At 69.1% G+C, this 15,169-nt stretch carries 12 protein-coding genes and 1 pseudogene; 1 reads left to right on the top strand and 12 read right to left on the bottom strand.

Annotation, left to right across the window (positions count from 1 at the left end):
• Nucleotides 1-63: 63 nt before the first annotated feature.
• The 12 genes and pseudogenes from gspM to xerD form a co-directional block, all read right to left on the bottom strand.
• Nucleotides 64-717, bottom strand: a pseudogene (gene gspM, locus DWG18_RS00610) (type II secretion system protein GspM); the annotation flags it as partial.
• A complete protein-coding gene (locus tag DWG18_RS00605) occupies nt 714-1,862 on the bottom strand; it encodes a PilN domain-containing protein (RefSeq protein WP_115644593.1) in 1,149 nt (382 codons plus the stop codon). The pseudogene gspM and the gene DWG18_RS00605, both read right to left, overlap by 4 nt.
• Nucleotides 1,859-2,740 carry a type II secretion system protein GspK gene (locus DWG18_RS00600; protein WP_115644592.1) on the bottom strand — a complete coding sequence of 294 codons (882 nt, stop codon included), beginning with the start codon at nt 2,738-2,740 and terminating at the stop codon, nt 1,859-1,861. Before DWG18_RS00600 ends, DWG18_RS00605 begins: the two co-directional genes overlap by 4 nt.
• Nucleotides 2,737-3,375: a prepilin-type N-terminal cleavage/methylation domain-containing protein gene (locus DWG18_RS00595; protein ID WP_115644591.1), complete on the bottom strand. Its 639-nt coding sequence runs from the start codon at nt 3,373-3,375 to the stop codon at nt 2,737-2,739. Before DWG18_RS00595 ends, DWG18_RS00600 begins: the two co-directional genes overlap by 4 nt.
• Nucleotides 3,372-3,794: a prepilin-type N-terminal cleavage/methylation domain-containing protein gene (locus DWG18_RS15630; protein ID WP_115644590.1), complete on the bottom strand. Its 423-nt coding sequence runs from the start codon at nt 3,792-3,794 to the stop codon at nt 3,372-3,374. Before DWG18_RS15630 ends, DWG18_RS00595 begins: the two co-directional genes overlap by 4 nt.
• Complete coding sequence (locus DWG18_RS00585; protein WP_115644589.1) at nt 3,794-4,282, bottom strand: GspH/FimT family pseudopilin; 489 nt, start codon at nt 4,280-4,282, stop codon at nt 3,794-3,796. The genes DWG18_RS15630 and DWG18_RS00585 overlap by 1 nt, the downstream gene beginning before the upstream one ends.
• The gene (gspG, locus tag DWG18_RS00580; RefSeq protein WP_115644588.1) at nt 4,279-4,719 is read right to left on the bottom strand and encodes a type II secretion system major pseudopilin GspG; all 441 of its coding nucleotides are present in this window, start codon (nt 4,717-4,719) and stop codon (nt 4,279-4,281) included. The genes DWG18_RS00585 and gspG overlap by 4 nt, the downstream gene beginning before the upstream one ends.
• Nucleotides 4,720-5,216: 497 nt before the next feature.
• Nucleotides 5,217-6,434 (bottom strand): type II secretion system F family protein, encoded by a 1,218-nt coding sequence (locus DWG18_RS00575; RefSeq protein ID WP_115644587.1) that lies wholly within the window; start codon nt 6,432-6,434, stop codon nt 5,217-5,219.
• Nucleotides 6,435-6,441: 7 nt separating this feature from the next.
• A complete protein-coding gene (gspE, locus tag DWG18_RS00570) occupies nt 6,442-8,166 on the bottom strand; it encodes a type II secretion system ATPase GspE (RefSeq protein ID WP_115644586.1) in 1,725 nt (574 codons plus the stop codon).
• 109 nt (nt 8,167-8,275) lie between these two features.
• Nucleotides 8,276-12,196, bottom strand: coding sequence for a phosphoribosylformylglycinamidine synthase (purL, locus tag DWG18_RS00565; RefSeq protein ID WP_115644585.1), 3,921 nt, complete (start codon nt 12,194-12,196; stop codon nt 8,276-8,278).
• A gap of 59 nt (nt 12,197-12,255) precedes the next feature.
• A complete protein-coding gene (locus tag DWG18_RS00560; RefSeq protein WP_115644584.1) occupies nt 12,256-13,113 on the bottom strand; it encodes a DsbC family protein in 858 nt (285 codons plus the stop codon).
• Nucleotides 13,114-13,502: 389 nt separating this feature from the next.
• Nucleotides 13,503-14,477 carry a site-specific tyrosine recombinase XerD gene (xerD, locus tag DWG18_RS00550; protein ID WP_115644582.1) on the bottom strand — a complete coding sequence of 325 codons (975 nt, stop codon included), beginning with the start codon at nt 14,475-14,477 and terminating at the stop codon, nt 13,503-13,505.
• 30 nt (nt 14,478-14,507) lie between these two features.
• Between xerD and DWG18_RS00545 the strand changes: the two genes are divergently transcribed.
• Nucleotides 14,508-14,960 carry an RDD family protein gene (locus DWG18_RS00545; protein WP_115644581.1) on the top strand — a complete coding sequence of 151 codons (453 nt, stop codon included), beginning with the start codon at nt 14,508-14,510 and terminating at the stop codon, nt 14,958-14,960.
• Nucleotides 14,961-15,169 lie beyond the last annotated feature (209 nt).

Below are 15,169 nucleotides of genomic sequence, written 5' to 3'. Positions count from 1 at the left end.
CACGGCCGGCCCTGGGCCCGGGACCGCCGTCGGGACGGGCGCGGGCGGCGCGGCCGAGATCGGCGGCGCTGACTGCATCGGCGCCGCCGACATCGCGGGTGCCACCGTCGCACCGTCGACGATCGCGCCCGCTGGGCGCAGGTAGCCGACCAGATCGAAGCTCACGTCCAGACCACCGCTGGACGCGTTCGGCTCCATGCCACCAAAGAAGCGCTGCGCGAGGATGTTGAGGTTCTCGACGAACAGGCGCGGCGTGCCGGCTTCGAGCGCATGCAGCACCGCCGCGAGTTCCGGCGTGCCGCAGCGCAGGCGCACCTGCACGGCGACGCGCGTGTACGCCTCGCCCGATTCGTTCTGCAACGGCGACCGGTTCTGGATCTGGCAGCTGCGATTGCCCGGGCTCGCCTGCGCGACCACGGTTTCGAGGCGCTGCACGAGTCCCGCGACGGCGAGTTCGGCGGTCGCCTCGGGCAGGAAGCCCGGCCGCGTGGCGAGGCGCTGCTGTGCTTCCTGCAGACGACGCTGCACCGCCGGCGCCTGCGCGAGTTCGGCCTGCAGGCGCGCATTGCGCTCCTGCAGCAGGTCGATGCGCGCGCTCACCTCGCGCATCGGCACCGTCCACCATGGATGGATCAGCACGCCGTACGCGATCAGCAGCACGGCGACGAGCAGGCCCAGCGCGATCCAGCGCTCGCGATCGGTCACGACCGGCGTCATCGCGACGCCCCCTTCTTCGCGGCCGGCGTGCGGCCGAGTTCGGCGGTCAACGTAAAGCGATCACGATTGGTAGCGGGATCCGGCTGCAACGCACCGGCGAGCGCCGGCGACTGCCACAGCGGCGAACCCTCGAGGCGGTTCACCAGCGACGGCGCTTCGTTGCTGAGTCCCAGCAGCGTCAGGCGATCGCCTTCCATGGCCAGCTTCTCGAGGTAGGTGCCATCCGGCAGGCGACGACTGACCTCGTCCAGCACTTCGATCGCGGTCGGCTGTTCGGCACGACGCTTGTCGAGGAACGCCTGCCCGGCGACGAGTTCGTTCAGCGCCTCGCGCTGCTGCGCGGCGATCTTTGCCGGGCCGCTGCGCGCACGCACCTTCCGCTCGAGGTCGTCGGCGGCCTGGCGGCGGTTGTCCAGAATGGTGACCAGTGCGAAGCCGACCGCGATGACGCCGACGCCGGCGAGCACGCGGTTCCACACCTGCCAGGGATCGCGCTGGTGACGACGCGCTGCGGGGTCGAGCAGGTTGACACCACGCGGCGTGCCGTCGACATCGAGCACGTCGACGCCCGCAAGGCGCCCGGCCAACGGACCAAGCGCGGCCAGCAGAGGTTCGGCGCGTACGCGCGGCGCAGCGACGAGCTCGACATCGAGCTGACCATCAGGACGACGCCCGACCAGGCGCGCGTCGTAGATCACCTCGTCGGCCGCGAACGGCGTCTGGCGATCGAGTTCGAACCGCACGACGTCACGCAAGCGATCGGCCGCAGCGCCCGGCAGCGCGAGGCGACGCACGAGTGTGGCGGTGGCGGGCAGCACCAGCCAGCGCGGCAGGTCGACCGCGGCGGAACTGAGCACGTTGGCGAGCGGGTCGTCGCCCGGTGCATCGACCAACACGGGCAGTCGGCCGAAATCGAGCATGTCGCCGTCGCGCTGCAGTTGCAGGCGCACCTCGCCGTCGGCGAGCGGCATCAGCAAGAGGCGGCCGCGATCGACACCCAGCGCACGGCGCACGCGCACCGGCAGCCACGCGGCGAGCGCGCGTCCCCACCAGGCAAGCAGCCCGCGCAGACTGGTGGCCTGCGGGCCCAATCGGGCGGCGATCCGCGCGAGGCCGCGCGTCCGGCCCTCGAGAACCGAGGTCATGGTGACGGAACCCCCTCCTCCCAACGCAACGGTGTGTAGGCCATCCCCGGAATGGCGCTGCCCCCGGTGCGTACTACGGCGCCGAGCGTGGCGATGCGTCCGCCACGGAGCCGGGCCGTGCTCTCGATACTATACGTTCCGCTTCCGAACGCCTGCTGGCTTTCGCCGCCGGGAATGCCGGGAAGCGGTTGCCCGGTCGACGGATCCCAGGCATCGCGCTGCTGCACGATCGCCTTGCCGTCCATGCCCATCGCGGTCAGCACCGGTGCGCCGGCGAATGCGGGCTCGGGCCGGCCGCGCCCGCTGAACACGGTGACGTAAGGCGCGAGGTGTTTGTAGTCGTCGGCCGTGAACCCGAGGATCTGCAGCAGCTCCGCGCTGCTCTCGAAGTCCATGTCCTTGGCGCCGTAGGTCAGTCCGGCCGCGGCGTAATCCTGGTCCTCGGCGCCGCCCGACGGCTGCGTGAGTTGGTCCGCATCGCGCCAGTCGATGACCGCGCCCGCGAGTTTTTCGCTGCGCGCATGCTCGATGCCGACCGCGTCGAACAGCCCGATCAGCAACGGCGGATCGGCGTGGTTGAGGTCGACCTTGCCGTCCTCGTCGACGATGCGGATCTCGACGTTCGCATCCTCGTAGGCCCACTTGTACGTGCGCCCGTCCGGCCGCCATTGCTGGCGCGGATCCGGCTGATTGACCTTCGTCAGCGAATACTCGAGGCCCGCACGCGCGATCTGCATCGCCTGCACGCCGTCGACCAGCGCGCGGCCCTGCATGCCTTCGGTGCGCGCGGTGAGCGAGAACGCGCCGACCAGTGCGATCAGAAGCACCATCAGCCACAGCACGATCAGCAGCGCGGCACCGCGCGTCCGACGCGTCATCGCGTGATCCCCGTGGCGTACGCCGCCGCAAGACGCGGCGCGACGTCGAGCACGGGCCACGGCTTGCCGTCTTCCCCGGTGATGCGGATCTCGACCAGCAACGGAAGTTGTTCCGTGGTCGTCCAGTCGTCCTGCCACTCGGCCGGCTTGCCGTCTTCGCCGACGCCGCGGTAGTGGAACTCGACGCTGCGCAGGTTCTCCGCCAGCACCTCCGGTTCGCGATCGACCGCCGCCGTCGCATCACCCGGCTGCGCGGCGACGAGTCCGAGCGTGAGGCGCACACCGTCGCCCGAGGCCATGCGCTGGATGCGCAGGTCATGCACGCTCGGGCCGCCGCGCCCGATGTAGTCCGGCAGGTCGGACACGAAGCGCATGCGCTCGGCGTCACCCGCGAAACGCATCGCCTGCCCGGTCGACGGATCGATCTGGAACGACACGGCGCGCGCGCCAGCGAGTCGTCGGCGCAGGAAGCCTTCGACCGCGCGGATGTGTTCGTTGCTTGCAGCGGTCGCTTCGCCGTGACGCGTCGCGCCGGTGGCGCCGGTGATCGTCGCGAACGCGAGCGTGAGCCCGGCCGCGAGCAGCACCGTCGCGATCAGCACTTCGATCAACGTGAAGCCGCGCGCGCGCCTCACGTCGGCGGCGCTCCAAGATTCGCCGGCACCAGGCGCAGCGAATGCAGCTCCAGGCGCTCGCGCGGGCCGCCTTCGCCCCACTGCATCACCAGATCGAGCGACAGAAGCACCGGCGCGTTCGGATCGACCGGTTGCGCACTCGCCGGTGCATTCGTGCGATACGGCGCGACGTGCAGCTGCCAGCGGTAGCGTCCGTCCTCGAGCTCGCCGTCGCGTTCGCCCTCGCGCAGCGGGCCGTCGGTATCGACGCGATCGAGCACCGACTGCGCGAGCATCGCCGCGCGTCCGGCATCGGCCGACCAGCGCACCTGTTTCGTCGAATTGGTGAGCGTGCCGAGCAGGAGCGTCAGCGCCACCGCGAGGATCGCGAACGCGACGATCACCTCGATCAGCGTGTAGCCGCGCGCAAGGCGTCGCATCAGCGCGCCTCCGAGCGGTCGAGTTTGACCTCACCGGTAAGCCAGGCGACGTCGATGTTGAACGCGGCCGTGTCACGCACCAGGCGCACGCGCCCACCTGTAGACGCGCCGTCGGCGAAGAACAGGATCGCTCCTTCGTCAGGCGACGGCCGCGTTTGTCGCGCGCCGATGAAGGACAGGCCGATCTCCGCCGGAATCGAGCCATGTCGACCGTCCGGCGCCTGCCACGCGTGCGTGCGTGGCTGGATCACGAAGCGCTGCGTCTGTCCGGTGGCGATCGCGCGCGTGCGGGTGAAGCGCAGCTGCGACGCGACTTCCTTCGCCGCGGAACGCAGCTGCATGCCCTTGAAGCCGCCACTCATCGCACCGGCGGCGAGCACGCTCATCACCGCGATCAGCACGACCACGATGATCATCTCGATCAGCGAGACGCCGCGCGCACGGCGGGCGGCGGGTGCAGCCGTCCGTCGTGGCGCGATGCGGATCATTCGTTGCGGATGTCGCCGTCGACGCTGGTGCCGCCCGGCTTGCCGTCCTTGCCGAGGATGATCACGTCGAACGCATGGCCGTCATCGCCAGGTGCCTTGTACGCGATCGCGTTGCCCCACGGATCCTTGAGCTCGCCTTCCTTCGCATACGGGCCGAGCCAGCCCGACACGCCCTGCGGCGCGGTCGCGAGGTCGGACAGCGTCGTCGGGTACTTGCCCACGTCTTCCTTGTACTGCTCGATCTTCTGCGCGAGCGTGGTGACCTCGGACTTGGCGAGGTTGGCCTTGGCGCGATCGGAGCCGCCGAGGATGCGGTTGCCCACGAACGTCAGCACGATGCCGATCAGCACGATGACGATGATGATTTCGATGAGGCTCATGCCGCGCTGCAGCGCGCGGGGAGCAGGCGATCGGGTCAGTGCACGACGGTTGCGCATGGGCGACGGCTTCCGGGGAGAGGGCGACTGTTTACCAAATTCGTGACGTGAAGCGGAAATTTCTGGCCGGCCTGTTCAGGTTTTTTCGTAGCGGGCCCGAGGGTGGGACCGGACGATCGAGGCGAAGTTTCCCGAAGCATGCGCCTGCCGCGCGACTTTCATCACACGAGCGTGGGCCGCATCCGGTCGCGTGGAAGTCCCGCGCGGCGCTGGAGGAGCAAAGCGAGGCGATGCCGACGCGGGTGTCGCGCTGCGCCCCATGGCGCTCCGGCGGGCGTAGCACGCCGGCGTTCGTCAGAGTCACGCTGCACGCCGCGTGGGCGACGCCGCCTCACCCCGCCCCGCGTAGCGCGCCGGACGTTCCGTCAGGCCACGCCGCATTGCCGCGATGCGCCGACGGATCGCATCGCGACTGGGATTCCTCGAACTCGGCCCCGCCTAGCACGCCGGGCGTTCGGCTCGCCTGCGCGGCAATGCCGCGCAAAGCGCGGCGAGCCTCACCCAATCTGCCCCGTGAGGTCGTACATCGGCACCAGGATGCCGAGGATCACCGTGCCGATCACGAACGCCAGCACCATCGTCACGATCGGCACCAGCGCGGCCAACATGCGGTCCAGCGCGAGCGCGGTTTCCTGTTCGAACGTTTCTGCCGTGCGCAGCAGCATGACGTCGAGCGCGCCGGATTCCTCGCCCACCTGGATCATCTGCAGCGCGAGACGCGGGAACCGCTTGCCGCGCCCCAGCGCAGTCGACAGCGCCACGCCGTTCTTCACCTCGTCCGCGGCCTTTTCGACGTCGTCCGCAAGCATGCGGTTGCCGAGCACGTTGCGGCCGATGCCGAGCGCGGTGATCAGCGGAACACCATTGCGCACCAGCGTGCCCAGCGTACGTGCAAGCCGCGCAACCTCGATGCGTGCGACAAGCAGCCCGGTGAACTTGCGGCGCAGCAGCCACGCGTCGAACGCCATGCGAAACGCGGGGTCACGACGCTTGCGTTCAACCCACCACAGCGCCAGCGCGGGCGCCGCCACGATCACGATCCAGAAATCGCGCACGAAGTTACCGATCGCGAGAATGATCTTGGTGAAGACCGGCAGCTCCGCGCCGAGGCTCTCGTACATCTGCGCGAACTGCGGCACGACGTAGCCGAGCAGGAACAGCATGCTCAGCGTGACCATCACCATCAGGATCGCGGGATAGATCAGCGCGTTGACCACGCGCCCCTGTAGCGCACGCGCGCGCTCGAGGTAATCCGCCAACCGCGCGAGCGTTTCGTGCAGGTTGCCGCCTGCCTCGCCGGCACGAACCATGTTGATGTAGAGGCGCGAGAACGTGCCGTGCTGTCGATCCAGCGCGGTCGACAGCGCCGTGCCGCCACGCACCGATTCGCGGATATCGGAAATGGTGCGGCGTGCGGTTTCGTCATCCGGCAGTTCGAGCAGGATCGACAGCGCGCGATCGAGCGGCTGACCCGCGCCGAGCAGTGTCGACAACTGCTGCGTGAACTGCACGAGGCGCGGGCCTGCGAACGGCTTGGGCTTGAACAGACCCTTCCAGAACGCCGGGCCGCCGCCTTCGCTCGCGAGCTTCGCTTCGACCGGCAGATGCCCCTGCGACTGCAGGCGCTGCGCGACCTCGTCGACGCTCGCGGCCTCCATCTGGCCGTCGAGCATTTCGCCGCGCGGGTTCAGCGCCTTGTAGCGGTACAGCGCCATGCGTCGATCAGGCCTCTTCCGTCACGCGCAGCACTTCCTCGATGGTCGTGAGGCCGGCGAGCGCCTTGGCGATGCCGTCCTCGTACATCGTGCGCATGCCCGCGGCGCGCGCGATCTGCTCGATCTCGCCCATGCCGGCGTGACGCATGACCGCGCGACGCAGCTCGTCGTTCATGACGAGGAATTCGGTGATGGTCATGCGCCCGGAATATCCGCTCGGCGCGATCGGCGAGGGCTTCGGGCGATACAGATAGATGTCGCCCTGCGGCTGCAAACGGCGCAGGCCGAACTTCTCGATCTCTTCCGGCAGCGCGAGGTAGCGCTCGGCATGCGTCGGCTCCAGCTTGCGCACGAGGCGCTGCGCGAGGATGCCGTTGATCGTCGACGTGAGCAGGTAGTCCTCGACACCCATGTCGAGCAGTCGCGTGATGCCGCCCGCCGCGTTGTTCGTATGCAGCGTCGACAACACCAGGTGGCCGGTAAGCGCGGACTGGATCGCGATGCGCGCGGTCTCGAGGTCGCGCATTTCGCCGATCATGATGATGTCCGGATCCTGGCGGACGATCGAACGCAGCGCGTTCGCGAAGTCCAAGCCGATCTGCGGCTTCACCTGGATCTGGTTGATGCCTTCGATCTGGTATTCGACCGGATCCTCGACAGTGATGATCTTGACGTCGGGCGTGTTGAGCTTGGACAGCGCGGTGTAGAGCGTCGTCGTCTTGCCCGAACCGGTCGGGCCGGTGACGAGCAGGATGCCGTGCGGCTGGTCGAGCACCTTCTGGAACTGCGGCAGGAAATCGTTGGTGAAGCCGAGCTTCTCGAAGCTCAGCACGACCGATTCGCGATCGAGCAGTCGCATGACCACGCTTTCGCCATGCGACGTCGGCACGGTCGACACACGCAGGTCGAGTTCGCGACCCTGCACGCGCATCTGGATGCGCCCGTCCTGCGGCAGGCGGCGCTCGGCGATGTTCAAACGCGCCATGATCTTGATGCGCGAGATCACCGCCGCGGTCAGATTCGTCGGCGGGCTCTCACCTTCATGCAGCACGCCGTCGACGCGGTAACGCACCTTCAGCTGGTTCTCGAACGGCTCGATGTGGATGTCCGACGCTTTCAGTTCGACCGCGCGCTGGATCACCAGATTCACGAGACGGATGACCGGCGCTTCGGACGCGAGATCGCGCAGGTGTTCGACATCGTCGAGTTCGCCGCCCTCGCCTTCCGCGGTATCGACGATCGCACCCATCGCGCTGCGGCCCTGGCCGTGCCAGCGTTCGATCAGCGCGTCGATTTCCGAACGCAGCCCGACCAGCGGGTTCAACAGCTTCGGCATCGCAAGGCGCAGTGCGTCGAGCTGGTAGGCGTCCTGCGGATCCGCCATCAGCACGTCGATCGCCGCATCGCCTTCGCGGATCGGGCAGAGATGGAACTGCCGCATGAACTTCGCGGACAGCGCGACGTTCTCGGGCGGCAGGTCCGGCAGATCCTTCGTCGCGACAATCGGAAGATCGAGCACGTTCGCGACGGCTTCCGCATGGTCGCGTTCGGAGACAAGGCCAAGCCGGCCGAGCAGCGCGAGCAGCGAACCGCCGGTTTCGGCCTCGAGGCGACGGGCCCGCGCGAAGTCAGCGTCCTTCAGACGGCCGCGCTCGATCAGCAGCGCGACGATGCGCGCTTCGACGGGATCACCGCCGATGGGTTCCTCGATGGGATCGACGACCGCGTTCACCCGCACCTCCCTGACGACCGCCGGACTGTATCAGGCAGACGGCGCAGGACGCGCCACCGGGGTGCGCATCGGGGCCCTCCGTTGCCCATCGATCACTCTGCTGAATACGTCAGCCGACGCACGCCCGCGCGTTGCGGAACATGCGTAGCCACGGCGAATCCGCCGGCCAGTCGCGCGGCGCCCAGCTGAGGTTCGCGGTGCGCAGCGTGCGCTCCGGATGCGGCATCAGTAGCGTCACGCGACCGTCGCGGCTGGTGAAGCCGGCGATCGCGTCGTGCGACCCGTTCGGATTGAGCGGGTACTGCGACCCCTGTTCGCCCGTGCCGTCGACATAACGGGCCGACACGGCAATCGCCATGCGCGCCGCCGGATCGTCGAAGTGAACGCGACCTTCGCCGTGCGCGACCGCGACCGGAATGCGCGAGCCTTCCATGCCCTTGAAGAACAGCGACGGCGACTCGGTGATCTGCAGCAGGCCGAGGCGCGCCTCGAACTGCTCGCTGCGGTTGCGCAGCAGACGCGGGAAGTGCTCCGCGCCCGGGATCACCGGCGCGAGCGCCGACATCATCTGGCAGCCGTTGCACACGCCCAGCGCGAACGTGTCCGCGCGACCGAAGAACGCTTCGAACGCCTCGCGCACTGCCGAGCGCTCGAGCGCGCTGGTCGCCCAGCCGCGGCCGGCGCCAAGCACATCGCCGTAGCTGAAGCCACCGCATGCCGCCATGCCGATGAAATCGGCGAGGTTCACGCGGCCGGCGATGAGATCGCTCATGTGCACGTCGACGGCGGTGAAGCCCGCCTTGTCGAAGCCCCATGCCATCTCGATCTGGCCGTTGACGCCCTGCTCGCGCAGGATCGCAACCTTCGGCTTCGCGCCGACATTGACGTACGGCGCGGCGATGTCGTCGGCCGGGTCGAAGGTCAGCTTCGGCACCAGGCCCGGCGCATCGAAGTCGCGCGCGATCTCGCGCTCCTCGTCGGCGCAGTCCGGGTTGTCGCGCAGGCGCTGCATCGCATGCGTCACCGACCACCAGGCGTCGAACAGCTCCTGCCAGCTCCATTCGGCGACGGTTTCGCCGTCGCGACGCACGCGGATCTGCGGCGCCGTGGTGGGCTTGGCCACACGCTGCGCGCAGTCGATCAGGCCGTGCTGCGCGACGAGGTCGGCGAACTCCGCGCGATCCTCGACGGCGACCTGCACGATCGCGCCGAGCTCCTCGTTGAACAGGCAGCGGAACGGGTCCTCGCCCCAGTTGTCGAGCGAGATGTCGAGGCCGGTGCGCGAGCTGAACGCCATTTCGGCGAACGCGGCGAACGCGCCGCCGTCGGAGCGGTCGTGGTACGCACGGATCAGGCCGGCCGTGCGCGCGGCGCGCATCAGCTCGAAGAACTCGACGATGCGCTGCGGATCGTCGACGTCGGGCACGCCGAAGCCATCACGTTCGCCGGCTGCGGCGAACGCCGGGAACGCCGCATCACCGCCCGACTCCGGGTGGCACTGCGCGAGCACGGAACCGCCGAGGCGCTGCTTGCCGCCGCCGAGGCCGATCAGCCACAGCTCGCTGTCGACGCTGCGATCGAGCAGCGGGGTGAACTGGTCACGCACGTCCGTCACCGGCGCGAACGCGGTGACGATCAGCGACACCGGCGACACCGACTTCTGCTGAGCGCCACCGGCATGCCACTGCGCCTGCATCGACAGCGAATCCTTGCCGACCGGAATCGCGAGCTGCAGCGTCGGACACAACTCCATCGCGATCGCCTTGACCGCGTCGAACAGCAGCGCGTCTTCGCCTGGATGACCGCAGGCCGCCATCCAGTTCGCGGACAGCTTGATGCGATCCAGCGCTTCGACCGGCGCGGCGCAGAGGTTCGTGATCGCCTCGCCGACCGCCATGCGCGCGGCCGCGGCCGAGTCGAGCAGCGCGAGCGGTGTGCGTTCACCGATCGCCATCGCCTCGCCCGCATACGTGTCGAAACCGCTGAACGTGATCGCGCAATCAGCGACCGGAAGCTGCCACGGGCCGACCATCTGGTCGCGCGCGGTCAGGCCGCCGACGCTGCGGTCGCCGATGGTGACGAGGAAGTTCTTGGACGCAACGGTCGGATGCGCGAGCACGCGCAGGCCGGCGTCGCGCAGGTCGAGTCCACCCCACTTCAGCGCGGGCCACTTCGCCGGCGCCGGGTGCTGCGTGTCGCGGTGCATCTTCGGCGGCTTGCCGAACAGCACATCCATCGGGATGTCGATCGCCCAACCGGTTTCACCGGCGGCGACACGTTCACGCGTCGCGCCGTGGCCGACGACCAGGCGCTCCTCCGTCGTCGCGTAACCGACGACCGCGAACGGGCAACGCTCGCGTTCGCAGATCGCGCGGAACTCGTCGACGCGCTCCGGCGGCAGGCCGAGGACGTAGCGTTCCTGCGACTCGTTGCACCACAGCTGCATCGGCGACAGCGACGGGTCGTCGCTGGGTACGCGATCGAGATCGATGACGCCGCCAAGGTCGCTGTCGTGCAGCAGCTCGGGGATCGCGTTCGACAGGCCGCCCGCGCCGACGTCGTGCACGGTCGCGATGGGATTGTTGTCGCCCATGCCGACGCAGCGGTCGATCACTTCCTGGCAGCGACGCTCCATCTCCGGGTTGTCGCGCTGCACGCTGGCGAAATCGAGCGCTTCCTGGCTTTCCCCGGACGCGACCGAACTCGCGGCGCCGCCGCCGAGACCGATCAGCATCGCTGGCCCGCCCAGCACGACGATGGCGTCGCCGTCGCGCAGGCCGTGCTTCTGCACCTGGATGCGGTCGATGGCGCCGAGGCCGCCAGCGAGCATGATCGGCTTGTCGTAGGCGCGGGCGAGCGCGCCTTCCGGCAACTCGAAGCTGCGGAAGTAGCCGAGCAGGTTCGGACGACCGAATTCGTTGTTGAACGCTGCGGCACCGATCGGGCCGTCGAGCATGATCTCGAGCGCGGGCGCCATGCGCGGGTTGAGCGCGCGCGGCGCTTCCCATGGCTGCGGCAGCGTCGGAATGCGCAGGTGCGAGACGGAGAAGCCGCAGAGGCCCGCCTTCGGCTTGCCACCGCGACCGGTCGCGCCTTCGTCGCGGATTTCACCGCCCGCGCCCGTCGATGCGCCCGGAAATGGCGCGATCGCGGTCGGATGGTTGTGCGTCTCCACCTTGATGCAGAACGCCGAATCGACTTCGCCTTCGCTGCGATAGGTGAAGTTCGGGCCGGACGGGCGGAAACGCTTCGCGCGATAGCCTTCGACCACCGCGGCGTTGTCGCTGTACGCGCTCAGCGTGTGCTGCGGCGTCGTCGCGTGGGTGTGGCGGATCATGCCGAACAGCGACTTCGGCGCGTCGACGCCATCGATGGTCCAGCTCGCGTTGAAGATCTTGTGGCGGCAGTGCTCGCTGTTCGCCTGCGCGAACATCATCAGTTCGACGTCGGCGGGCGCGCGGCCGAGCGCGGCGTAGCGCTCGCGCAGGTAGGCGATCTCGTCGTCGGCGAGGGCGAGGCCGAGGCGCGTATTCGCGTTCTCGAGGTCGGCAAGATCAATACGTTCCAGGTCGCCGCGCGACGGCGCTTCGAACAGCGCGACCGCGTCCTCGCGCGCGTCGAGCAGCGACTGCGTCATCGGGTCGTGCAGCACCTTCGCGAGTGCGCCCTGGGTGGCGGCGTCGCTCGGCCAATTGGCGAGGTCGATGCGCGTGCCGCGTTCGACGCGGTGCACCGGCAGCCCGGCGCCCTGCAGCAGCTCCGTCGCCTTGCTCGACCACGGCGAATGCGTGCCCAGGCGCGGCGTCACGAAGCGGGAGACGGCCGACGGATCGCGGTCGGCGAATGTCGGCCCGGCTTCGAGGATCGCGCCGAGCTTGATGACCTCAGGCTGCGCGTCCGGCGTCGGCAGCACCCAGTAGGTGTGCCGGGTGCCGAGCAGGCGGACGTCGGGGTGGATGCTGCGGAGGCGGGCTTGGAGCCGCTCCAGGCGGAACGGCGACAGGGCGGGGGCGCCCTCGAGGACGATCATGTCCGACGGACCGTGCGACGGCAGGGCCCGCCATTGTACCCGCCCCGGGGCGGGCGACCTCAGCCGGCGGGCTTAGCCGTCGGTGCGGGCGCGGCCTTCGTGTCCATCTGGTCGAGGATGTCGCGCAGCTTCTCCGGCGGGACGTAGCCGCCGAGCTGGGTGCCGTCGTCCGCGATCACCATCGGGGTGCCGGTCAGCCCGGAACGCTGTCCGATGTCGTACTCCATGTCGACCGGGTTCTTGCAGCTGCGCTGCGGCACCGGGCGGTCGTTCTTGGCGTCGGTCAGGGCCTTCTTGCGATCCGCCGCGCACCAGACCGAGACCATCTGGCGGTAGTCGTCGCTGCCGATGCCCGCGCGCGGGAAGGCCACGTAGTCGACTTCGATGCCCAGCGCGTTGTACTCGGCGATCTGGCTGTGGAACTTGCGGCAGAACCCGCAGCTGATGTCGGTGAACACGGTGACCCGGTGCTTGGGCGCCGGCGGTGCGAACACGATGCGGTCGCTGGCGGGGATCTGCTGAACCAGCTTCTGGCGCAGGCCGGACAGCGAGGCCTCGGTCAGGTTGTCCTTCTTCTGGGCGTCGTAGAGCGCGCCGCCCGGGCCCGGGATGAACATGTAGCGGCCGTCGTCGCTGACGTAGGTGACCTGGCCGCCGACCACGGCTTCACGGAAGCCAGGGATCGGCGCGGCGCTGACATGCTCGACCACGGCGCGCGGCTCCAGCGCGTGGATGGCGTCGACCGCGCGGGCCTCGGGGGTTCCGGCAACCGGCTTGGCCTCGACGGAGGAGCCGGCCGTCCGCGTCAGCGGCGCGGTGGCCTTCGCCGTCGCTGCCTCGGAAGGAACCTTGGCGCAGGCAGCGAGGCTGGCGACGGCAAGCGCGGCGAGGACGAGCGAAGAACGAAGAGGACGCATCGGAACCCGGGGAAACGGCAGGGGAAGCCGATTGTGGCACGGGGTCAGCGGACGGCTGTGGATGGGGTTGGCGGGGCTTCAGGGGCGGCCGTGAGGTTCGGCGCTGGCGGCCGCCGAGGGTTGGGTTGCGGCAGCGGGCGAGTTCCGCGTCCGGAGTGGCGATTCGGTGGGCGGGATTCGGTCGACGTGGATGCCGGCGGCGAAAGGCGAGAAGCAGCGGTGCGCGCAATTCGAGGCCGCGGTCGGAATTTGCGTCGAGCGCGATGCCGATCGAACCCGCGGCCCGCCCGAGCGCAGCGTGCGTTCGGCGACGCCACGCGACCTGGCCGGTGCCAGTGGCACCGGCGCGAAAACCGCCCGCGCGGCCGTGCCGCGCAAGCAGTCCGTTTTCACCCTCTCGGGTGGTGCGTCCGGTGGAGGTGCTTGAGCTTTTCCTTGGCGACCAGCGTGTAGATCTGCGTCGTCGACAGGGAGCTGTGCCCGAGCAGCATCTGCAGCGCGCGCAGATCGGCGCCGTGGTTGAGCAGGTGCGTCGCAAAACTGTGGCGCAGGCCGTGCGGCGAGATGCGCGCCGGATCGATGCCGGCCACACCCGCCACGCGTTTCACCGTCGCCCAGAACTGTTGCCGCGTGAGCACGTCACCTTTCGCATCGACGAACAGGAAGGGCGACGTCCGTCCCTTGGCGAGCAACGCGGGACGCGCGGTCGACGCATAGCGTTCCAGCCAATGCTGCGCCTCCTCCCCCATCGGCACGAGGCGCTCGCGACTGCCCTTGCCGGTGACGCGCAAGGCGCCCTGTCGCAGGTTCACCGCCTGCGTCGGCAGGCCGACGAGCTCGCTCACGCGGAGTCCGGTCGCGTACATCAGTTCGAGCATCGCCTTGTCGCGCAGACCCTCGGGTGTTTCGACGTCCGGCGCGACCAGCAATGCGCTGATCTGCGACTCGGTCAGGGCTTTGGGAAGAAGGCGCGGCAGCGTCGGTGCGCCGAGCAGCGCGGTCGGATCGTCAGCGCGCAAACGCTGGCGGATGCACCAGGCGTAGAAGCCGCGCAAGGCCGACAGCAGACGCGCGTTGCTGCGGGGCGAGTAGCCGTCGCGCGCGCGCGTGGCCAGATATTGCGAGAGATCGGATGCATTCGTCGATGCCAGCGCGCCGTCGCGATCACGCCAGCGCGCGAAGCCGGCCAGATCGCGCCGGTAGCTTTCGCGCGACGCCTGCAACAGCCCGGTTTCCGCCCATACGGCGTCGAGATGGCGATCGATGAGCTGTGCGTCCGCCGCGCCGAGTTCGGGCAGCGCGCGCGCCGCCTGTCGACGTGCCGCGATCGCGTCCGCGCGTCGCGTTCCGGCTTTTGCATCCATGCGCGGCAGCTTAGCGACTATCCTGATCCCATGGCATCGAACGCTCCCGCGCGCCCCTACATCGGCTGGCGCCTTCTCGCGCTGTTCTACGACTTCTGGCCCGTCGTGGCCCTGTGGATGCTGGTGTCGGCGGCGTTCACCGTCGGCTACTACGCGGCGGGCCATGCCGCGCGCGAGAACATCCATCCCTTCAGCCTGCTGTCGTGGCTGCTGTGGATCGCGTGCTGGCTGGTCGCCGGCGTGTACGCGGTGGTGAGCTGGGGACACGGCGGGCAGACGCTGGGCATGCGCCCGTGGCGGCTGCGCGTGATCGGTCTGGCGGGTACGCCGTCGCGCGGTGCGCTGGTAAAGCGGTATGCCGTGGGGACGCTGTCTTTGCTCGCCGGTGGGCTTGGCTTCTGGTGGGCGTGGATCGATCGCGATCGTCTGACGTGGCATGACCGTGCGAGTGCGACGCGAGTGGTGCGATTCGAGAAGCGGTGACGGGATGCGTGCGGGGCGATCGCATGCGGGGCATCGATCGCTCGTCGACATCGATCGTCTTTCGCAACGCTAGAGCACCGACGTCATTCGGGTTTGATGATCATGCGATAGGCCCATCGCAGCGCGACGGGCATTCGTAACGCCTGCGCGGCAAGGCCGCGACGGCGGTCGGGGTTCGCATCGCGCCTCGAGCTTTTCGAACTCCCGGC

The sequence above is a fragment of the Lysobacter sp. TY2-98 genome (genome assembly GCF_003367355.1).
Taxonomy (GTDB): Bacteria; Pseudomonadota; Gammaproteobacteria; order Xanthomonadales; family Xanthomonadaceae; genus Cognatilysobacter.
The sequence above is the reverse complement of the archived record's forward strand: the minus strand, read 5'-3'. Positions and strand labels throughout refer to the sequence as shown.

Excerpts from the sequence above, each read along its gene's own strand:
- DWG18_RS00605 (WP_115644593.1), bottom strand. The coding sequence starts at position 1,862 with ATGACCTCGGTTCTCGAGGGCCGGACGCGCGGCCTCGCGCGGATCGCC.
- purL (WP_115644585.1), bottom strand. The coding sequence starts at position 12,196 with ATGATCGTCCTCGAGGGCGCCCCCGCCCTGTCGCCGTTCCGCCTGGAG.
- gspG (WP_115644588.1), bottom strand. The coding sequence starts at position 4,719 with ATGCGCAACCGTCGTGCACTGACCCGATCGCCTGCTCCCCGCGCGCTG.
- DWG18_RS00600 (WP_115644592.1), bottom strand. The coding sequence starts at position 2,740 with ATGACGCGTCGGACGCGCGGTGCCGCGCTGCTGATCGTGCTGTGGCTG.
- DWG18_RS00560 (WP_115644584.1), bottom strand. The coding sequence starts at position 13,113 with ATGCGTCCTCTTCGTTCTTCGCTCGTCCTCGCCGCGCTTGCCGTCGCC.
- DWG18_RS00545 (WP_115644581.1), top strand. The coding sequence starts at position 14,508 with ATGGCATCGAACGCTCCCGCGCGCCCCTACATCGGCTGGCGCCTTCTC.
- DWG18_RS00575 (WP_115644587.1), bottom strand. The coding sequence starts at position 6,434 with ATGGCGCTGTACCGCTACAAGGCGCTGAACCCGCGCGGCGAAATGCTC.
- DWG18_RS00585 (WP_115644589.1), bottom strand. The coding sequence starts at position 4,282 with ATGATCCGCATCGCGCCACGACGGACGGCTGCACCCGCCGCCCGCCGT.
- xerD (WP_115644582.1), bottom strand. The coding sequence starts at position 14,477 with ATGGATGCAAAAGCCGGAACGCGACGCGCGGACGCGATCGCGGCACGT.
- DWG18_RS15630 (WP_115644590.1), bottom strand. The coding sequence starts at position 3,794 with ATGCGACGCCTTGCGCGCGGCTACACGCTGATCGAGGTGATCGTCGCG.